The 19,153-nt window shown below is 69.9% G+C and carries 16 protein-coding genes and 2 pseudogenes; 13 read left to right on the top strand and 5 right to left on the bottom strand.

Annotated elements, in window-relative coordinates:
- Positions 1-22: 22 nt before the first annotated feature.
- Both EOD42_RS15940 and EOD42_RS15935 read left to right on the top strand, forming a co-directional pair.
- Positions 23-1,060 (top strand): histone deacetylase family protein, encoded by a 1,038-nt coding sequence (locus tag EOD42_RS15940; RefSeq protein ID WP_127788545.1) that lies wholly within the window; start codon positions 23-25, stop codon positions 1,058-1,060.
- Complete coding sequence (locus EOD42_RS15935; protein ID WP_206020372.1) at positions 1,057-1,965, top strand: aminotransferase class IV; 909 nt, start codon at positions 1,057-1,059, stop codon at positions 1,963-1,965. The genes EOD42_RS15940 and EOD42_RS15935 overlap by 4 nt, the downstream gene beginning before the upstream one ends.
- A gap of 248 nt (positions 1,966-2,213) precedes the next feature.
- Here the strand turns inward: EOD42_RS15935 and EOD42_RS15930 are convergent, their stop codons facing one another.
- Both EOD42_RS15930 and EOD42_RS15925 read right to left on the bottom strand, forming a co-directional pair.
- Positions 2,214-4,304, bottom strand: a complete 2,091-nt coding sequence (locus tag EOD42_RS15930; RefSeq protein ID WP_127788544.1) for a TonB-dependent receptor — start codon at positions 4,302-4,304, stop codon at positions 2,214-2,216.
- Positions 4,305-4,407: 103 nt separating this feature from the next.
- A complete protein-coding gene (locus EOD42_RS15925) occupies positions 4,408-5,370 on the bottom strand; it encodes a Bug family tripartite tricarboxylate transporter substrate binding protein (RefSeq protein ID WP_127788543.1) in 963 nt (320 codons plus the stop codon).
- A gap of 125 nt (positions 5,371-5,495) precedes the next feature.
- On the opposite strand from EOD42_RS15925, the gene EOD42_RS15920 reads away from it, so the two are divergent.
- The 9 genes and pseudogenes from EOD42_RS15920 (at position 5,496) to EOD42_RS15885 (ending at position 13,903) form a co-directional block, all read left to right on the top strand.
- Positions 5,496-6,110 (top strand): hypothetical protein, encoded by a 615-nt coding sequence (locus EOD42_RS15920; RefSeq protein WP_164867967.1) that lies wholly within the window; start codon positions 5,496-5,498, stop codon positions 6,108-6,110.
- 138 nt (positions 6,111-6,248) lie between these two features.
- Complete coding sequence (rimP, locus tag EOD42_RS15915) at positions 6,249-6,872, top strand: ribosome maturation factor RimP (RefSeq protein ID WP_338069642.1); 624 nt, start codon at positions 6,249-6,251, stop codon at positions 6,870-6,872.
- A gap of 2 nt (positions 6,873-6,874) precedes the next feature.
- Complete coding sequence (gene nusA, locus EOD42_RS15910) at positions 6,875-8,419, top strand: transcription termination factor NusA (RefSeq protein ID WP_206020371.1); 1,545 nt, start codon at positions 6,875-6,877, stop codon at positions 8,417-8,419.
- Complete coding sequence (locus EOD42_RS15905; RefSeq protein ID WP_240655181.1) at positions 8,394-9,032, top strand: RNA-binding protein; 639 nt, start codon at positions 8,394-8,396, stop codon at positions 9,030-9,032. Before nusA ends, EOD42_RS15905 begins: the two co-directional genes overlap by 26 nt.
- A gap of 100 nt (positions 9,033-9,132) precedes the next feature.
- Positions 9,133-9,288, top strand: a pseudogene (locus EOD42_RS26615) (translation initiation factor IF-2 associated domain-containing protein); the annotation flags it as partial.
- Between the two features lie 847 nt (positions 9,289-10,135).
- Positions 10,136-12,342: pseudogene (gene infB, locus EOD42_RS26610) on the top strand (translation initiation factor IF-2).
- Between the two features lie 83 nt (positions 12,343-12,425).
- Entirely contained in the window at positions 12,426-12,833 is a 408-nt protein-coding gene (gene rbfA / locus EOD42_RS15895) for a 30S ribosome-binding factor RbfA (protein WP_127788539.1), read from the top strand.
- Between the two features lie 54 nt (positions 12,834-12,887).
- Positions 12,888-13,316 carry a CMD domain-containing protein gene (locus EOD42_RS15890; RefSeq protein ID WP_127788538.1) on the top strand — a complete coding sequence of 143 codons (429 nt, stop codon included), beginning with the start codon at positions 12,888-12,890 and terminating at the stop codon, positions 13,314-13,316.
- A complete protein-coding gene (locus EOD42_RS15885; RefSeq protein WP_127788537.1) occupies positions 13,313-13,903 on the top strand; it encodes a peroxidase-related enzyme in 591 nt (196 codons plus the stop codon). Before EOD42_RS15890 ends, EOD42_RS15885 begins: the two co-directional genes overlap by 4 nt.
- A gap of 264 nt (positions 13,904-14,167) precedes the next feature.
- Here EOD42_RS15885 and EOD42_RS15880 read toward each other — a convergent pair whose 3' ends face one another.
- A complete protein-coding gene (locus EOD42_RS15880) occupies positions 14,168-16,297 on the bottom strand; it encodes an acetate--CoA ligase family protein (protein WP_164867966.1) in 2,130 nt (709 codons plus the stop codon).
- A gap of 170 nt (positions 16,298-16,467) precedes the next feature.
- Here EOD42_RS15880 and EOD42_RS15875 point away from each other — a divergent pair, with 170 nt between their 5' ends.
- Complete coding sequence (locus EOD42_RS15875; protein ID WP_127788535.1) at positions 16,468-17,076, top strand: hypothetical protein; 609 nt, start codon at positions 16,468-16,470, stop codon at positions 17,074-17,076.
- Between the two features lie 136 nt (positions 17,077-17,212).
- A complete protein-coding gene (locus EOD42_RS15870; protein ID WP_127788534.1) occupies positions 17,213-17,416 on the top strand; it encodes a hypothetical protein in 204 nt (67 codons plus the stop codon).
- A 21-nt stretch (positions 17,417-17,437) separates the two neighbouring features.
- On the opposite strand, the gene EOD42_RS15865 is transcribed toward EOD42_RS15870, so the two are convergent.
- Together EOD42_RS15865 and EOD42_RS15860 are read right to left on the bottom strand one after the other, a co-directional pair.
- Positions 17,438-17,740: a hypothetical protein gene (locus tag EOD42_RS15865; RefSeq protein WP_127788533.1), complete on the bottom strand. Its 303-nt coding sequence runs from the start codon at positions 17,738-17,740 to the stop codon at positions 17,438-17,440.
- 12 nt (positions 17,741-17,752) lie between these two features.
- Positions 17,753-19,153: an HlyD family type I secretion periplasmic adaptor subunit gene (locus EOD42_RS15860; protein WP_127788532.1), complete on the bottom strand. Its 1,401-nt coding sequence runs from the start codon at positions 19,151-19,153 to the stop codon at positions 17,753-17,755.

Here is a 19,153-nt window from a genome sequence, read left to right as displayed (position 1 = left end):
CGAATATGGAGCCCCGGCCGCCATGCTGGTCTTCCACTCCCCGGTCCAGGCGAAGCACCATTCGCACCAGTTCATGCGCCATGGCCGCTTCGTGCCCACCCGCGACGTTCCGGCCCGTGCGGACAACATCCTGGCCGAACTGACGCGCGACGGGCACGCCATCCATCAGGCGCGCCCCCACGGCATGGCGCCCATCGCCGCGATCCACACGCCGGAATTCCTGAATTTCCTCGAAACCGCCTGGGCGGAGTGGCGCCGGATCGACGGCGCGGCGGAGGAGGTCATGCCCTATGTCTTTCCGGTGCGCGGCATGGATTACGGCTACCCGACCCATGTGATCGCCCGCGCCGGCTACCACGCGCATGACCTCTGGATGCCGATCGGTGAGCACAGCCATGAGGCCGCGCTCGCCTCCGCCAACCTGGCCGTCGAGGCAGCGGCGCGCGTGCTGGAAGGAGAGCGCGCGGCCTATGCGCTGTGCCGCCCCTCCGGCCACCACGCCTTCGCCGACATGGCGGGCGGCAACTGCTTCCTGAACAACGCGGCCATCGCCGCCCAGCACCTGCGGCAGCGCTTCGGCCGCGTGGCGCTGGTCGATATCGACGTCCATCACGGCAACGGCACCCAGGGCATCTTCTATGGCCGGGAGGACGTGTTGTTCGTCTCCCTGCACCGCGACCCGATCGACTATCACCCCTTCTTCTGCGGCTATGCCCAGGAACGCGGAGAGGGCAGGGGCCTCGGCTACAACCTGAACCTGCCGCTGCCGGCGCGTTCGGGCGACGAGGCCTATCTGGCCGCGCTGGAGACCGCCTGCCGCCGCATCGCCGCCTATGGCGCGGAGGCGCTGGTCGTCTCGCTCGGCGTGGACGGGCATGAGGACGATCCGACCGAGGGCCTCGCCATCACCCATGACGGGTTCCGCCGCATCATGGCGCGCCTGGCCGCGCTGAACCTGCCCAGCGTGCTGGTGCAGGAGGGCGGCTACAACATCGACACCATCGCGCGCTGCGTGGGCAGCGCCCTCAGAGGCTTTGAAGGCCGGGAGATCGCCGCATGAATGCCGTGAACGAAATGGCCGCCGCCCAGGGCGTGGCCTATATGGACGGGCGCTACATGCCGCTGGCCGAGGCGACGATCCCGATCCTGGATCGCGGCTTCATGCGTTCCGACATCACCTATGACGCGCTGCATGTCTGGAAGGGACGGGTGTTCCGCCTGGCGGACCACATCACGCGGTTCCGGGCCTCCATGGCGGGGCTGCGCATGTCCCTGCCGCAGACGGATGCGGAGCTGGGCGAGATCCTGATCGAATGCGTCCGGCGCACCGGATACCGGGATGCCTTCATCATGGTGATGTGCTCTCGCGGGGTGCAGCCGCCCGGCACGCGCGACCCGCGCCTGTGCCGCAACCGGCTCTACGCCTATGCGCAGCCCTTCCTCTACATCGCAAATGAGGAACAGCGGCGCGAGGGCCTGCGCATGATCCTCTCCAAGACCCAGCGCATCCCGCCCGAGGCGCTGGACCAGCGGATCAAGAACTTCCACTGGCTGGACCTGACCATGAGCCTGTTCGAGGCCTATGACCGTGACGCCACCGCCACCATCCTGCCCCTGGCCGACGGCACGGTGACGGAGGGGCCGGGCTTCAACGTCTTCATCCTGAAGAATGGCGTGCTGGCGACCCCCGACCGCGGCATGTTCGAGGGCATCACCCGCCGCACCGTCACCGAGATCGCCGCCGACCTGCAGATCCGCTGCGAACTGCGCCCGGTGCGCGCCGAGGAATTGACCGAGGCCGACGAGATCTTCACCGCGACCACCGCCGGCGGCATCACGCCCGTGACCTGGTATGAAGGAAAACCCCTGGGCGACGGACGGCCCGGGCCGGTCACGCAGCGCATCCTGGATCTGTATTGGAAGCGGCATGAGGATGACGCGCTGAATACGGCGATCGAGTACTGATCGGGGGCTTTGCCCACGGGGCCCACCATTTGAGGGGCTCTGCCCCTCAAGCTCCCCGCCAGGAGATAATATCTCCTGGACCTGATATCAGTTTGGCGCCTTACCTGGGCAGGTGGGGCGCCATATTTATTATAATAATCAACGCTATCAGAGTTTTGTGCCAAATCCCCGGGGTCCAGGGCCGCTACGGTCCTGGCGGGGTCGCAAGGGGCAGAGCCCCTTGCTGGGGGCCGGGGCAACGCCCCGGCCTAGAAACTCGCCGCCACCTGAAAAATCACCCTGCGCCCCGGCAGCAGCACTTCGTTCCGCTTGAACGACACCGCGTTGCGCATGTCGGCATCCAGCAGGTTGCGCCCGATGACGGACAGGGTGATCTGCCGTCCATCAGCCACCGGCAGGCTGTAGCCCAGGCGCGCATCCAGCGAGTCATAGCCGCGCGTGGCCGTGTCGTTGGCGCCGAAGCGGTTCTGGTCGAAGGCGTGGATGTAGTCTACCGCCGCGTTCCAGCTGGGGCTGCGCCAGTAGGCGCCGGCCCCCAGCCGGTGCGGCGGAATGCGCGGCACGTTGCCGCCGCCGGTGAACTCGGCCCGCACGAAATCGTAGCGGCCCGAGATACCGGCCACGCCCTGGCCCGCGCGGTACAGGTCGAGCTCGGTCGTCAGCTCCAGCCCGTAGAAGCGGGCGTCGCGCTGGCCATAGACGGTCTGCTGGAACTCGCCGCCCGGGGCTGCCACGCAGCTGTCGAACTCATGCCCGCAGGTGTTCCCGGTCAGGCCGCGATAGATGAAGTTGTTGTAGTGGGAGAAGAAGCTGCTGGCATCGAAGCGCCAGGCCCCCACCCGCCGCGCTAGGCCCAGCTCGATCGACAGCGCCGATTCCATGCCGAGATTCGGGTTGCCGATGTCGAAGGTGCCCGAGGCATGGTGCGACCCGCGTGAGAACAGCTCGGCCGCACTCGGCGCGCGCTGGCTGTACTGGCCGGTCAGGCGCAGCTGCATGTCGCGCGGCAGGTCCTGCAGCACGCCCAGGCTCAGGCTGACGGGCACGAAGCCGCGGCTGCGCGAGATCGTGCCCGGTTCCTCGCCGGTGGGCAGGTAGCCTGCGGGGAAGGCCGCGGTGGAACCGCCCACGCGCACGCCCTCGATGCGGGCTGCGGCCTGCAGGCGCGTGCCGGGGCGCAGCGCCAGCTCCTCGAAGATATAGGCCGCGTAGCGGTCGGTGCTGTTGGGCGGCAGGAATTCCAGTGCCTCGCCGGTGGTGCGCAGGGCCTCGCGCTCATAGCTCAGGCCGAAGGCGCCGGTCAGCTCGCCGAGAGGCGTGGAGACCGGCACATGGCGCAGCTCCACGCGGCCGTCCCAGCCCTGGCTGCGAAAGCCGCCATGCACCACGCGGGCGAGCGGGCCATGGTCGTCGCCTTCCGCGTGGTCATGCTCCTCCAGCCCGATCTCATTGTGGCTGTAGCGCGTGTAGCCAAGGCGGAAATTGACCGCGCTGATGAAGCCCCCGGCGGGGCGGAACTCGCCCTGGGTGGCCCAGCGGAACTGCTCCATGTCGATGGAGGTGCCGAGCGCCGCCGACTCGCCGCCGGGAATGCCGTACAGGCTGCGGTACTGAGAGACCGAGCTGCCGATATAGCCCTGGTCGAAGATGTAGCTGAGGCCGAGCCCGAAACTGTCCGAGCGCACGCCGCTGTTGGCCTGCCCGCGCCCGCCGGGGATGCGGTAGTCGTTGGTATAGCGGCCGGACATGTCGCCGTTCAGCACGAAGCCGCCCGCGCTGACGGTGGCGCCCAGCGCCCCGCCCCAGCCGTTCAGCCCGGTGTCGTACTGGCCGAGCGCGCGGCCCGAGACGGCGCGCTGCGGCAGTTCCGTCGCGATGCGGTCGGTGATGACGTTGACCACGCCGCCGATCGCCTGGCCGCCCCAGCGCAGGGCGGCCGGCCCGCGGATCACCTCGACCCGGCCGGCGGAGAGCGGGTCCAGCGGCACGCCGTGGTCCTCGCCGAAGGCCGACGCGTCGCCGGCGGCCAGCCCGTCCTGCTGGATGCGCACGCGGTAATTGTCCAGGCCGCGGATCACGGGGCGGCTGGCGCCGGGCGCGAAGGTGGTGGCCGAGATACCCGGCTGGTCACGTAGCGCATCACCCAGTGAGGCCGCGCCGGTGGCGTTCAGGGTGGGCCCGTCCACGGTGGTGACGGGCGCGAAGCTGCCGCCGGAGGCACCAAGCGGGCTCGCGGTCACGTCGGTTTCGGGCAGGGTCACGGCCTGCTGCGCGGCGGCCGGCAGGGCGAGAAGGGCAATTCCAGCGGCGAGCAGGCCGGCGCGGCGGTGCGGCTGCATGGCAACCTCATGTAATGTTATATCGTCGTGTTATGGTATATTGTTTCATCCTGCAAGCGGGCCGAAACGAAATCCCCGCCGCCGAGGCGGCGGGGACGAATGTTCAGCCCGGGGTGATGCCGGCGTCGCGGATGATGCCCGGCCACAGGGCGATCTCGTCCTTCAGGCGCTGGTGCAGGGCGGCGGCGTCGCCATCCATCACCACCACGCCCTGGGTGACGAAGCGGGCCAGCAGCTCCTCGTTCGTCAGCGCCTTGCGCAGCGCGTTGTGCAGGCGGGTCTTGATGGCCTGGTCGGTGCCCGGCGGCGTGAACAGCCCCTGCCACAGCGCGCCGGCACAGCCCTGGTAGAACTCGGACACCGAGGGCAGGTCCGGCAGGCTGGGGATGCGGGCAGGGGCGGAAATGGCCAGCAGCTTCGCCTTGCGCTCCGCCACCAGCCCCGCGATGTCGAGCGGCGTGGCGTAGAAGCAGTCGATGCGCTCGGCGCGCAGCTCGATCAGCGAGGGCCCGCCGCCGCGCAGCGGGATATGCGTCATCTTCGCGCCGGAGCGCTGGAGCAGCAGCTCCGTCAGCAGGTGGTTCACGGAGCCGCTGCCCGAGCTGCCGTAGTTCAGCACATCCGGCTGCTGCTTCGCCTTGTTGATCAGCTCCGCCAGCGTGTTCACGCCCAGGGTGGGGCGCACGGCCATGGCGAAGGGGATGTAGTAGATCTCGCCCACGGGCTCGAGCGCGGTCAGCGGGTCGGCCGGCGTGGCGCCGGGCGTCAGCGCGACGTTGATCGCCAGGCTGTTGGTGCCGACCAGCAGCGTGTAGCCGTCGGGTCGCGCCTGGGCGACGGCGGTGTTGGCGATGGCGGTGGCGGCGCCGGAGCGGTTCTCGACCACCACCGGTTGCCCCAGCTCCCGCGACAGGTGCGGCGCGATCAGGCGCATCACCACATCCGTGGCGCCGCCGGGGGCATAGCCGACCATGAGGGTGATGGATTTCTCGGGATAGGCGGCGCGGGCGATGCCCGGCAGGGCCAGGACGCCGGCGGCGGCCGGCAGCAGATGGCGGCGAAGCATGGACTCATCCTCTGGTGCAACGTTTGCGCGGACCTTAGGCCCAGCCGCCGCGCACGGAAAGGTGTCGGCCCGCATCCCGAATTCGTGTCATGACCCGGCCGCCGGCAATGGCGCAGCATGGCTGCATGTCCGCGAGCTTCACCCCCGCCTGGTTCGAAGGCCTACCGATGTTCCGCCAGGGCGGCGCGGCACGCGTGGTCATCATCGACAACCAGGTGCTGAGTTACCGGCTGCTGGACGGCCGCTCGGACGAGGTCTTCAACTTCCTCTTTCAGGACCCGCGCATCGTGCTGCAGATCGGCGGCCAGACGATGGACGAGACGCTGCATTCCGTGGCGGTGGACGACACGGGCCTGGAGCACGACCGGCGCGGCCGGCCCACGCGGGTCGGTCCCGAGACCTATCGCCCCGGCCTGCCGGCAGCGCTGAACCAGCGCATGTGGGAACAGCAGGGCGCGCTGGTGGCGCAGGGCAAGCTGTTCCTCGCGCGGTCCATGCTGCCCGCGCAGCGGCTGGTGTTCGATGTGCTGGCGCCGATGATCCATGCCGCCTGCGGGCGGCGGGTGGGGCCCAAGGATGCCCGCGTGGTGGCCGATGCGCTGGCGCGGCGCATTCCGCTCTACAGCCTGGACAACCGGCTGAGGGACGGACTGGCCGTCGGCCTGCTCAACCAGGCCCTGGCGCGGGAACTGCAGCGGCTGGGGCTCGACGGCTTCGCGGCACGCCTGTTCGTGGGCTGACCATCAGCACGCTTGCGTGTGACAGCCCAGGGGACTACATAGCCGTCATTCCATCCATCGCGGTCTGCATGGGGGTGGCTCCTCCGGGGCCGCCCGGTTCGGGCTTGGATGGTCGTTAAGCCTTACTGGATCAGTCATTTGTCTGCCGAACGCCCCATTCACGATGGCCTTGAGGGCCGCATCGCCGACAGCATCGCGCCGGGCATCGAGGCCCTGGGCTACGAGCTCGTGCGCGTGCAGGTCAGCGGCAAGGAACGGCCCGTGGTGCAGATCATGGCCGACCGCACGGACGGCGCGCCCATCACAGTCGAGGATTGCGAGACCATCAGCCACCAGGTCTCGGCCGTGCTGGATGTCGAGGATCCGATTCGCGGCGAATGGATGCTGGAGGTGTCCTCCCCGGGCATCGACCGCCCGCTGACCCGCATCAAGGACTGGGTACGCTTCACCGGCCACATCGCGACTGTCGACCTGATGGTGCCGCAGGATGGCCGCCGGCGCTTCCGCGGCGTGATCCTGAACGCCACGCCCGAGAACGCCCATCTGCGCCTGGACGAGGGCGGCGAGGTGGAGCTGCCGCACGGCAACATCCGCCGCGCCAAGCTGGTGCTGACCGACGAACTGATCGCCGCGACGGCCGGAAAGGCCCCGGCCGGCGAGACCGAGCTTTCCGCCGAGGCGGAAGACGAATCCATCCCATCCGCGCCCCGGCGCGCTAAGAAGCCCGCGCCCAATGGCGCGCGGAAGTTGAAGGAGCACTGACCATGGCCGTGGAAGTCAGCATTCCGCGCCCCGAGCTGCTGTTGGTGGCCGACGCCGTCGCGCGGGAGAAGATGATCGAGCGCGAGGAAGTGCTCGAGGCGATGGAACAGGCCATGGGCAAGGCCGGTCGCGCGAAGTACGGCCTGGAGAAGGACATCCGCGCCACCATCGACCGCAAGAACGGCGAGGTGAAGCTCTCCCGCTGGACCGAGGTGGTCGAGGAAGAGCCGGTGGAGAACGAGGCGACGCAGATGCCCCTGCGCATCGCCCAGAAGGTGAAGCCCGGCATCAGCGTCGGTGAATTCATCGTCGATCCGCTGCCGCCCATCGATTTCGGCCGCATCGCCGCGCAGACCGCCAAGCAGGTGATCGTGCAGCGCGTGCGCGAGGTCGAGCGCAAGAAGCAGTTCGACGAGTACAAGGACCGCGTGGGCGAGGTCATCAACGGCGTCGTCAAGCGTACCGAGTACGGCAACCTGATGGTGGATCTCGGCCGCGCCGAGGCGCTGCTGCGCCGCGACGAGACCATCATGCGCGAGAGCTTCAAGAACGGCGACCGCGTCCGCGCCTATATCTACGATGTGCGCGAGGAAACCCGCGGCCCGCAGATCTTCCTGTCCCGCACGCATCCTGGCTTCCTGGCCAAGCTGTTCGCGCAGGAAGTGCCGGAGATCTACGACGGCATCATCGAGATCAAGGCCGTGGCCCGCGACCCGGGCAGCCGCGCCAAGATGGCCGTCATCAGCCGCGACTCCTCCATCGACCCCGTCGGCGCCTGCGTCGGCATGCGCGGCAGCCGCGTGCAGGCGGTGGTGGCCGAGCTTCAGGGCGAGAAGATCGACATCATCCCCTGGAGCCAGGAATCGGCCACCTTCATCGTGAACGCCCTGGCGCCCGCCGAGGTGAGCAAGGTGGTGCTGGACGACGAGGAGCGCCGCGTCGAGGTGGTGGTGCCCGACGACCAGCTGAGCCTGGCCATCGGTCGCCGCGGCCAGAACGTGCGTCTTGCATCTCAGCTGACCCGCTACGATATCGACATCCTGACGGAGGCCGAGGAATCGGAGCGCCGCCAGGAGGACTTCCGCAAGCGCACCGGCCTGTTCGTCGAGGGGCTGGACGTGGATGACGTGATCGCCGGCCTGCTGGTGCAGGAAGGCTTCACGACCATCGAGGAAATCGCCACCGCCGAGGATGACGAGCTCGCCTCGATCGAGGGCTTCGACGAGAACGTGGCCGCCGAGCTGAAGCGCCGTGCCTCTGAGTGGCTGGAGCGCGTGGAGGCGGAGAACGACCAGAAGCGCCGCGACCTGGGCGTGGAGGATGCCGTCGCCGAGTTCGACGTGTTCACCTCCGCCATGCTGGTGACGCTGGGCGAGAAGGGCGTGAAGACGCTGGACGACCTGGCGGACCTGGCCGGCGACGAGCTGGTCGAGATGCTGGGCGAGGGCGCGATGGACGAGGAGACGGCCAACGCCGTCATCATGGCCGCGCGTGAACATTGGTTCGAAGGTGGGGCCGAGGGTGAGCAGCCCGCCGCCGACGCCTGACGCCGAGGGCGGCGAGCCCAAGGGGGACGAGCCTGACGAGCCCGAGATGAAGGGACCGCTGCGGCGGTGCCTGGCCACTCGGGAGGTCCTGCCGAAGGAAGCGATGATCCGCTTCGTGGTGGGGCCGGAGAACCAGGTGGTGCCTGACCTCACGGGGCGCCTGCCGGGCCGGGGCATGTGGCTGAAGGCCGATGCCCGGGCGCTGGAGACGGCCCTGAAGAAGGGTGGATTTTCCCGCGCCGCGAAGGGCGGGGTGAAGGTGCCGGACAATCTGGCGGAGGTGCTTCGGTACCTTCTGTCGGAGCGGCTGGCGGATCTGCTGGGCATGGCCCGTCGCGCCGGTGCGGCGGTGGCGGGCTTCCAGAAGGTCCAGGAATGGCTTCAGGCCAAGCGCGTGGGCGTGCTGGTCGAGGCAACCGATGGCAGCGAGGCGGAACGCGCGCGGCTGGTCGGCAGGGCGGAACTACCCGTTGTGGTGGCGCTGCCCAGGGAACGTATGGGCCAGGCCTTCGGGCGCGAGGCGGCGGTACACGTCGCGATAGCACCCGGGAAGCTGGCGGATGCGATCCGGCAGGAAGCGTCGCGCCTCTCGGGCCTCTCGCCCGCAGATTGAGCGGCAGTCATGCAAGGCGCGCCATTGCGAAGGGCGTGCTTAAGGTTTAGGGCAATCCCCGACTGCGGTCGGGCAGTACGGATCGGGCGAATACCAGCGAATGAGCAATCAGAACGACCAGGATGCGGCCAAGAGCCGCCTCAGCCTTCGCCCCGGTGGGCGGCTGGAGCTGGGCAAGACGGAGGCTGCCGGTTCTGTCCGGCAGAGCTTCAGCCATGGCCGCAGCAAGGTGGTGCAGGTCGAGGTTCTGAAGAAGCGTACCGTCACGCCCGGCGCACCCCCCGCCAAGCCGGCGCCCGCGGCCCCCGCCGCGCGCTCGCCGTCCTCCGGCCAGCAGGCGCCGCGCAACAGCTCGCCCGCGCCGCAGCAGCCCGCCGGCCGCCCGCTGACCCAGGCCGAGCAGGCGATCCGCCAGCGCGTGCTGGAGGAGCAGCGCAAGGTTGAGGCCCAGCGCCAGCGCGAGGAGCGTGAGCGTCAGGCCCTGATGGTGCGCAGCGCCGCCGAGGAAGCGGCCCGCCGCGCCGAGGACGACGCGCGCCGCGCCGAGGAAGCGCGTGAGCGCGCCGCCGACGAGGCCCGTGAGCGTGCTGCCGCCGAGGCAGCCGCGCGCCGCGCCGCCGAGGAATCGCGCCCCGCCGCACCCGCACCCGCCCCCGTCGAGGCCGCGCCGCCGCGCCCCGAGCCCGCGCCCCCGGTGCGTGCCGAGGCCCCGCCGCCGCCCGTGCGCAGCGAGGCGCCTGCCCGCAGCGAGGCGCCCGCCCCGCGCGGTGATTTCCAGCAGCGTGGCGATTTCCGCCGCGACGACCGTGGCCCGCGCCCCCAGGGCGGCGGTGGCTATGGCGACCGCTCCGGCCCCGGTGGCGGCGGCTATCGCAATGACGGCCCGCGCCCCCAGGGCGGCGGCGGCTATGGCGATCGCTCGGGTCCCGGTGGCGGCGGCTATCGCAATGACGGCCCGCGCCCGCCGCGTGAAGGTGGTGCCGGTGGCGGCTATGCGCCCCGTCCCCCGCGTGAGGGTGGTGGCGGCTATGGCGCGCCGCGCCCGCAGGGCGGCGGTGGCTATGGCGACCGCTCCGGCCCCGGCGGCGGTGGCGGCTATCGCAATGACGGCCCGCGTGGCCCGGGCGCTCCGCGCCCGGCCGGTGGTGGCTATGGTGACCGTTCCGGCCCTGGTGGCGGCGGTTTCGGCGGCCCGCGTCCGCCGCGCCCCGATGGTGCCGGCCCGGTCGGCCGTCGCCCCGTAGGCTCGCCTTCTTCTCCGCCGCCTCCGGGTGCGCGCCTGTCCTTGCGTGGTCCCGAGGAAGGGGGCGCGACCGAGGAGGAGCGCCGCCGCCGCGCGGCCCCGCCGCCGCGCAAGACCACCACGGTCCCGCCCCGCAAGAGCAGCGCCCCCCAGACGGCCGAGCGCCGTTCGGGTCGCGGCATCGACGTGGCCGCCGCGATCGAGGGCGAGGACGAGCGTTCGCGCTCCATCGCCAGCGTCCGCCGCGCCCGTGAGCGTGAGCGCCGCCAGCAGGAACTGGCGCGCCTGCGCTCCGGCCAGGAGCGCGTGGTGCGTGAGGTCATCGTGCCCGAGACGATCACCGTCTCCGAGCTCGCCAACCGCATGGCCGCCCGTGGCGGCGACGTGGTGAAGGCGCTGTTCCGCATGGGCGTGATGGCCACCCTGACCCAGAGCATCGACGCCGACACGGCGCAGCTGGTGGTCGAGGAATTCGGCCACCGCGTGAAGCGCGTCGCCGACTCCGACGTGGAGATCGGCCTGGAAGGCGAGACCGACGAGGATGGCGAGCTGATGCCGCGTCCGCCCGTCGTCACCGTCATGGGCCATGTCGACCACGGCAAGACCAGCCTGCTCGATGCGCTGCGCCGCACCGACGTGGCCGCGCGTGAGGCCGGCGGCATCACCCAGCACATCGGCGCCTACCAGGTGCAGATGAAGAACGGTGAGCGCATCACCTTCCTCGACACCCCGGGCCACGAGGCGTTCACTGCCATGCGTGCCCGCGGTGCCGGCGTGACCGACATGGTCGTGCTGGTGGTCGCGGCGGATGACGGCGTGATGCCCCAGACGGTCGAGGCGATCCACCACGCGAAGGCGGCCGGCGTGCCGCTGATCGTGGCGATCAACAAGATCGACAAGGACGGCGTGAACCCCGACCGCGTCCGCAACGAGCTGCTGCAGCACGAGATCGTGGTGGAGGAGCTCGGCGGCGACACGCAGGAGATCCAGGTCTCCGCGACCAAGGGCATCGGCCTCGACAAGCTGGCCGAGGCGATCAGCCTGCAGGCCGAGGTGCTGGAACTGCGCGCCAACCCGGACCGCATGGGCGAAGGCACCGTGATCGAGAGCAAGCTCGACCGCGGCCGTGGCCCGGTGGCAACCGTGCTGGTGCAGCGCGGCACGCTGCGCACCGGTGACAACGTGGTGGCCGGCGCCGAATGGGGCCGCGTCCGCGCGCTGGTCAACGACAAGGGCCAGCAGGTCAAGGAAGCCGGTCCCTCGGTTCCCGTGGAAGTGCTGGGCCTGTCCGGCGTGCCTTCGGCCGGTGAGCCGCTGGTGGTCGTCGAGGACGAGAGCCGTGCGCGTGAGATCAGCGAGTTCCGCCAGCGCAAGGTGCGCGAGAAGGCCGCTGCCGCCCTCACGGCAGGCCGTGGCAGCCTGACCGACATGCTGGCCCGCATCCAGGCGGGTGAGCAGAAGGAAGTGGCCGTCGTCATCAAGGCGGACGTGCAGGGCAGCTCCGAAGCCATCACCGTCACGCTGGGCAAGCTCGGCAATGACGAGGTGAAGGTGCGCGTTCTGCACTCCGGCGTCGGTCAGATCACCGAATCCGACGTGCAGCTGGCCAAGGCGTCCAACGCCATCCTGGTGGGCTTCAATGTCCGCGCGACCACCCAGGCGCGTGAGATGGCGAACCGCGACGGCGTCGACATCCGCTACTACTCGATCATCTACGAAGTCGCCGACGACGTGGAGAAGATGGTGAAGGGCAAGCTGGCCCCGATCCACCGCGAGAAGTTCATCGGCTACGCGCAGATCCTGCAGGTGTTCGAGGTCAAGCGCCTCGGCAACATCGCCGGCTGCCGCGTGACCGAGGGCGTGGTGAAGCGTGGCTGCGGCTTCCGCCTGCTGCGCGCCGGCGTGGTCATCCACCAGGGCGAACTCGCCACGCTGCGTCGCTTCAAGGACGACGTGAAGGAAGTCACCTCGGGCTACGAGTGCGGCATGTCCTTCAAGAACTACAACGACATCCGTGTCGACGATCAGATCGAGTGCTTCGAGGTCGAGACCGTCGCGGCGGAATAGTCCTTTCGCCTATGCTAGAGAGGGGGGCGCCCTTAGGGGCGCCTTTCTCGTTTCTGGGGCCCTGAGGCCCCGAGGAGTTTGAGATGAAGCGCCGTACCCCCGGCGAGGGCCCCAAGGGCCCGTCCCAGCGCCAGCTCCGCGTCGCGGAGGAAGTGCGCCACGCCCTGTCCGCGATCTTCGCGCGCGCCAACTTCCGCGACCCCGCGCTGGATTCCATCCGCGTGACGGTCACGGAGGTGCGCGCCTCGCCGGACCTGAAGCACATGACCGCCTTCATCAGCGGCCTGGGCCGCGACGTGACGCCCGAGCATTTCACCGCCCTGCGCCACGCCGCCCCCTGGTTCCGCACCGAGGTGGCGCGCGCCGTGCGGCTGAAATACGCGCCCGACATCCACTTCCAGAACGACAGCGCGCTCGACTACGCGATGAAGATGTCTGAAGTGATGCGCCGGCCTGAGGTGATGCGCGATCTGGAGAAGGACGGGGAATAGGCCCCGCGCCTGGTTCGTGGCAGCATCGGCTGCGATACGAATCACGGAGTTTCCATGCGCGACGTGCTGGATGAGCTGCTGGGCATCGCCCCCGGCTCCCGCCTCGATACCCTGCGCGCCCTGCGCCCCGACGTCCGCGCGGCGGGCCAGGGCAGCGAGGCCGCGATCTTCGAGGCCCCCTCGGGCCTGACCGCTGCCGAGCGCCATGCCGTTGCCCGCCAGGTGGCGCTGTGGAACGACTGCGCGGCACTTGCCGAGCACCATGCCGCCAAGGCCGGCGACAGCCCGCGCCTGCCCGCGCTGCTGGCCCATGCCGAGATGCTGACCCTGCGCCCGCATGAGGCGAACCCCGGCAAGCTGGCCCCGCTGACGGCGGCGGGCCTGGCGCCTACGGACATCGTCATGCTCTCCCAGCTCATCGCCTTCGTGAACTACCAGACGCGCATGCTGCATGGCCTGAAGCTGCTGGAGGGCGGGGTATGACCGTGACCAACACCGCCGATTTCGGCTTCACCTCCGACACGCTGGACTGGAAGGCCTGGCTGCCGGTGCTGGACGTGGCCAACGCCACCCCCGACCAGGCCAAGGTGCTGGACGAAAGCCACCCCAAGGCCAAGACCAGCGACTACTACCTGCTGCTGGTGCAGGAGGCCGAGGTGCTGCGCCAACGCAGCAAGCTGTTCAACACCATCATGTACGGCCCGCGCGGCGCCTCCCGCCAGGATCGTGAGCTCGCTGCCTCGGCCGAAAGCCGCATGAACGGCTGCCCCTACTGCCTCTCCGTCCACGCCCAGCGCTATGTGCAGCTCAAGGGCGACCCGGCACTGATGGAACGGCTGGTGACCGAGGGCAACGGCGCCGAAATGGACGCGCGCTCCCGCGCCATCGTCGACTTTTCGGTCCGCCTCTCCGAAACCCCCGCGGCCGCCACCGCCGAGGATGTCGCCACCCTGCGCGGCTTCGGCCTGAAGGATGAGGAAATCCTGGACATCATCGCCTCGGTCGCGATGTTCGCCTGGGCCAACCGCCTGATGCAGACCCTGGGCGAGCCGGTGAGGTTGGCGGGGTAGGGCGCGTTCGGGGGCCTTGCCCCCTGACCCCACCGAGGGGCTCTGCCCCTCGGCACCCCGCCAAAGGCCGAAAGGCCTTTGGAAACCGGGAGCTGAAAGTTGGGGGAAGGGGCACAGAGCGCGCTCTGACCCCGCGCTCGTCTTCAGCCCCTTCCCCAAACTTTCAGAAGACTCAAGTGGGTCCAGGGGCCACAGGCTCCTGGCGGGGTTTCAAGGGGCAGCGCCCCTTGATGGGGGCCGGGGGCAAGGCCCCCGGAGTGCGCCTCACCCCGCCAGCTTCATCAGCCCGTCCAGTGCCACGCTGCCGGTGGGCAGGCAGACCAGCGGGTTGATTTCGGCTTCTTCCAGTCGGTCGCCCAGCGCCACGGCCAGTTCCGAGAAGCGGGCGATGGTGGCCGCCACCGAGGCGAGGTCCACCTTGGCCGAGCCCCGGAAGCCATCCAGCAGCGGGAAGGATTTCAGCGAGCGCAGCATGGCCTCGGCGCGTTCGGCGGAAACCGGGGCGATGTCGAGCGCCACGTCTTTCCAGAGCTCGGCCTGCACGCCGCCGAGGCCGACCAGCACGGTGGTGCCGAATTGCGGGTCGCGGCGGGCGCCGACGATCAGTTCGGGGCCGCGCTCGGCCATTTTCTGGACCAGCACGCCATCGATGCGCGCATCGGGGGCGTGGGCCTTCACCGAGGCGATGATGCCGTCATACCCCGCCCGCACCGACTCGGCGTGGGAGAGGTTGAGCTTCACGCCGCCCACCTCGGTCTTGTGGGCAATGTCGGGGCTGTCGATCTTCAGCACGACCGGGTAGCCGATGCGCCCGGCGGCCGCGATCGCTTCCTCGGCCGAGGTCGCGCGGATGTCGGGCATGGCCGGCAGGCCGGCGGCGGCGAAGGCGGCTTTGGCCTCGGCTTCCATCAGCGTGCGGGCGCTGGCCGGGATGGCGGCGGCGGCCTGGCGCGCCGCCTCGCCCACGCCCGGGGCCTGCGCAGGCGCGCCGTCATGCCAGCGGTGCCACAGGGAGATGGCGTTCATCAGCCGCCGCATGGAGCGGAACAGCGACAGTTCCGGCGCGGTGTCCACCGCATAGGGGCCGGGCCCTTCCAGGCTTTCCGGGATCCAGGCGATGCAGATGGGCTTGCCGGCTTCCTGGGCCAGGGGGCGCATCAGCTTCATGCGGTTCGGCGTGCCGGTGGGCGCGGGGTTGTGATAGACCACCGGCATCACGACCACGCCGTATTGGGGGTCGGCCAGGATGGCGCGCATGCAGGCGTCATACATGGCCGGGTTGGTCGCCACCTGCGCCGTCAGGTCGCAGGGGTTGCGGGGGCTGCCGAAATCCGGGATCGCCTCCCGCAGCACCTTGGCGGTGGCTTCCTCGGGCTGGGGCAGGGCGAGGCCCACATATTCCGCGTGGTCGGCCGCCATGATGCCGGCCCCGCCGGAGGGGGTGGCGATGGCGACGCCCCGTGCCTTGGGCGGCGGCGCCTTGGCCAGGAAGCCAGAGGTCTCCAGCAGCCCGTCGAAATCCTCCACCTCCAGCATGCCGGCGCGGCGGAAGGCGGCGGACCAGGCGGCGGTGCTGCCGGCCATGCTGCCGGTGTGGCTCATGGCGGCCTTGGCGCCGGTCTCGCCGCGCCCCAGCTTCAGCACCACGATGGGCTTGCCGGCGTGGCGCGCCTGGCGGCCGAGTTCGAACAGCTTGCGCCCGTCGCGCAGCCCCTCCACCACCAGCGCGATGGAGCGGCATTCGGGCAGGGTCAGCTGGAAGGCGGCCAGGTCGCACACATCCAGGTCGGTCGCGTTGCCGGCGGTGGCCATGTGGCACATGGCGAAGCCGCGCTCGGCCGCCTGCATCAGCGCATAGCCCAGCGCACCGGACTGGCTGACCACGCCCACGCCGCCCGCGGGGGCCGTCATCTTCACATAGTCGGGCATGAAGGTGGCGCCGAGGCGCGTCACATGGTTCACGAAGCCCAGGCAATTGGCCCCCAGCAGCGGGATGCCCAGCGCCCGCGCGCGGTCGCGCAGGTCCGCTTCCTCCACCGCGCGCTCGGGCAAATCCGTCTCGCCATAGCCGGAGGCGTAGATGGTGAGCCCCCCGATGTCGCGGCGGGCCGCGGCCTCCAGGCTCGGCACCACGCCGGTGCGGGGCATGCAGAGCACCACGCTGTCAGTGCCCTGGGGCAGGTCGTCGATGGTGGCGACGCAGGGGAAGCCGTGCAGTTCCTGGCCCGCGTATTTCGGGTTCACCGCATGCACCGGCCCGTCGAACAGCTTCATGTTGGTGATGGTGCGGGCACCGAAGCTGGCTGGTTCGGCGGAGACGCCCACCACCGCGACAGAGCGCGGGTTCAGCAGGCGGCGCAGGGTGTCGGGATCACGCAGGCTGGCGTCGAACACTGTTTTCCTCCGTTTCGTTGTGCGCAACGCTACGCGACCGGTGCGGAAGTGCAAGCGTTCGCCGAGGCTCGCGGAATCGTGCTGCATCGCAGCGGGCCACATCCCCCGTGCGCGGTATGCGTGAAACGGTAGGGAAGCGCAGCCTCGCCTGAGATTGCGGAGCATCGGGCATGGCCGATATCGAGTTGCGCGTCCTCGACACCCGGATCGGAGCGCGCTTCAGGCGCCCGCGCCCGACGGACATCATCGTGGGTACCACCCAGCCCCTGGCGGATGTCATCACCGCGATCAGCAACGGCGCGGGGAGCGGCCGGATCAGTCGCCTCAGCATCTGCTGCCATGGCTATGAGAGCGGGGTGGAGAGCGAGCGCGCGGCCTATAGCCACCTCGGCGGGGGGTTCGGGCTGCAGCTGGGCGCGGGGGACCTGACCTGGAACACCGTCAGTGAGTTCGGCGCGCTGGCAACGAAATTCGCCGCTGGCGCGATCATCGACATCTACTCATGTTCCGCCGCCGAGGATTCAAGCGACGGTACTGGCTTCACGGGCAATGGGCGGGCACTGATGCGCGAACTGGCGGGCTATACCGGGGCGATCGTCCGTGCCTCCGACGCGCCGCAGGCCTTCACCCAGGGCGTGGTCAATCACCGCCTGTGGCGCTTCACGCTCTACACCTCCTATGAGGGTGTGGACTTCGGCGAGTGGGAGGGTACGGTGTGGCTGTTCAAGCCGGACGGCAGTCGCAGCAGGGACAAAAGCCCGGGCCGGGGCGTATCCTAGGCCTGGAAACACCCCGCCGGATTTGGTTTCCTGGTGATCTATATCACGAATTCGTGATTGCGCATGTTGCGCACCACGGTTGGCAAGCGGGCCTGCCTCCACGGTATTGTGAATTGACAGTACGGGGGTGAGTTCAGTGCATGTAAGTTATCCGTCCCTGCCCGAGGGCACGGGCGAGGAAGTCGCTTCCTCTCCGCAGGCGATCCAGGCCTGCATCGCGAGCCTCGCGGCGGAGGCCTTCGAATTGGGCCATACCAGGGCCGCGCAGGTGCTGTCGCTCGCGGCGGCGCTGCTGGCCCAGGCCGAGGTCTGGGAAAAAACCGGCAAGCGGGAAGGCTGAAGCCTTCCCTGGCGGCCTTGCTCAGCGGCTGCCGAAGGTGAAGGCGCCCGGCATCGGTGTCGCCTCGCCCGGGGCGGCGGCCGGCTGAGCGGGGGCGGCGGCGGTCGCCGGCGTCTCCTTCAGCTTCGCCTCGATCTGGCGCACCAGCGCGGCCAGCGCATTGGCCATGGCCGGAAGCTGCACCAGGGGCACCATCAACTGGCCGGAGGGCTGCGCCTTTCCGTCGGGGCCCAGCTGCGCCAGCGTGATGCGCGCCACGCCGTAATGCACCGAAGCATCCATGATGCCGTCGGCGAAGACCGCCGGCTTGTCCGTCAATGACACTCAGTCTCTCCCTTACTGTTCCCGGAAGGCCCGGGTCATGCTGTCCCGGATGGGCTGGGTCATGTAGCGCCAGAAGCTGCGCTGACCCAGGATGATGTGGCCCTCGACCGGCATGCCGGGCACCAGGAACACGCTCGGCAGGCGGTCCAGCTGCTCCTGGTCGATGGTGATGTAGGCGCGGTAGTAGCTCTGGCGCGTCTGCTGGTCGCTCGTGACGTCGGCCGCCACCCAGGTGACATGGCCGTGCAGATAGGGAACCAGGCGCTGGCGGAAGGCCGGCAGCCGGATCTCGGCCTGCAGGCCGGGGTGCACCACGTCGATGTCGATCGGCAGCACGTTCACCTCGGCCACCAGGCGGTCCTGGGTCGGCACCAGGTCCATCACCGGGTCACCGCCGCGCAGCGCGGCACCGAGGGTGAAGGTGCGCATGTTGACGATGGTGCCGGCCTCGGGCGCCGTGATCTCGCGCCGTTCCGACACATCCTCGGCGGCGCGCTCGCGCTCGCTCGCCTCGGCCAGGCGGGCCGCCACGTCGCGGCTTTCCTTGTTCACTTCCTCAAGCCGCTGGTCGTTCAGCTGGCGGATCGACTGGCGTGCCTCGGCGATTCCGGCATTGGCGCGCAGCATCTGGGATTGCAGGTCCACCACCTGGCCATCCAGCCCAGCGGCCGCGCGCTGCAGCGCCAGCAGTTCCGGCAGGCGCGACAGGCCCTGGTTCACCAGGCCCCGGCGCATCTCCTCCTCCTGCCGGATCAGCACCAGCTGGCGGCGGGTCGCGACCAGCTGGGCCTCGGCGCTGCGCAGCACGGCTTCCTGCTGGTTCACGCGGGATTCCAGCACGGAGACCTGGCTGTCCAGGCTCGCGGTGCGGGCCTCGAACAGGGCGCGCTGGCCGGTCACGGCCTCCCGCGCGCGGGGGTGGGTGGAGTTCAGCAGCTCGGCCGGGAAGGTGATCTCCCGCCGGCGCTCGGCCTCCGCGGTCAGCCGCGCGGTCTGGGCTTCCAGCTGGAAGCGCTGGGCGCGCAGCGCCTCCAGCGTCGCGGAGGACTGCACGTCATCCAGCCGCATCACCACCTGGCCCGCGCGCACCGTGTCGCCGTCCCGCACCAGGATCTCGCGGATGATGCCGCCTTCGAGGTGGGACAGCGTGCGCCGCGTGCCCTCGACCTTGATGACGCCGGAGGCGATGGAGGCCTCGGCCAGGGGCGCCAGCGTCGCCCAGGCCATGAAGCCGCCGAACAGCCCCAGCATCACCACCACGCCCAGGATGATGGGCGTGCGGGTGCGCGGGCGCGGTGCGTCCAGGATGGGGTCGAAGGGCAGGTCGATCGGGCCGCGCTTGATCGGCGCCGGGGGCGGGGCCGGCGGCTGGGGGGCGGGCGCGCTCTCGGGGCGTTCGATGATGTCGCTCAT

This window comes from Rhodovarius crocodyli (assembly GCF_004005855.1).
Lineage (GTDB): Bacteria > Pseudomonadota > Alphaproteobacteria > Acetobacterales > Acetobacteraceae > Rhodovarius > Rhodovarius crocodyli.
The sequence above is the reverse complement of the archived record's forward strand: the minus strand, read 5'-3'. Positions and strand labels throughout refer to the sequence as shown.

Bases quoted from the DNA above. Each gene is read 5' to 3' on its own strand.
- EOD42_RS15940 (WP_127788545.1), top strand. From the start codon at position 23: ATGCTGGTCTTCCACTCCCCGGTCCAGGCGAAGCACCATTCGCACCAG.
- EOD42_RS15935 (WP_206020372.1), top strand. From the start codon at position 1,057: ATGAATGCCGTGAACGAAATGGCCGCCGCCCAGGGCGTGGCCTATATG.
- EOD42_RS15930 (WP_127788544.1), bottom strand. From the start codon at position 4,304: ATGCAGCCGCACCGCCGCGCCGGCCTGCTCGCCGCTGGAATTGCCCTT.
- EOD42_RS15925 (WP_127788543.1), bottom strand. From the start codon at position 5,370: ATGCTTCGCCGCCATCTGCTGCCGGCCGCCGCCGGCGTCCTGGCCCTG.
- EOD42_RS15920 (WP_164867967.1), top strand. From the start codon at position 5,496: ATGTCCGCGAGCTTCACCCCCGCCTGGTTCGAAGGCCTACCGATGTTC.
- nusA (WP_206020371.1), top strand. From the start codon at position 6,875: ATGGCCGTGGAAGTCAGCATTCCGCGCCCCGAGCTGCTGTTGGTGGCC.
- rbfA (WP_127788539.1), top strand. From the start codon at position 12,426: ATGAAGCGCCGTACCCCCGGCGAGGGCCCCAAGGGCCCGTCCCAGCGC.
- EOD42_RS15890 (WP_127788538.1), top strand. From the start codon at position 12,888: ATGCGCGACGTGCTGGATGAGCTGCTGGGCATCGCCCCCGGCTCCCGC.
- EOD42_RS15885 (WP_127788537.1), top strand. From the start codon at position 13,313: ATGACCGTGACCAACACCGCCGATTTCGGCTTCACCTCCGACACGCTG.
- EOD42_RS15875 (WP_127788535.1), top strand. From the start codon at position 16,468: ATGGCCGATATCGAGTTGCGCGTCCTCGACACCCGGATCGGAGCGCGC.
- EOD42_RS15860 (WP_127788532.1), bottom strand. From the start codon at position 19,153: ATGAGCGACATCATCGAACGCCCCGAGAGCGCGCCCGCCCCCCAGCCG.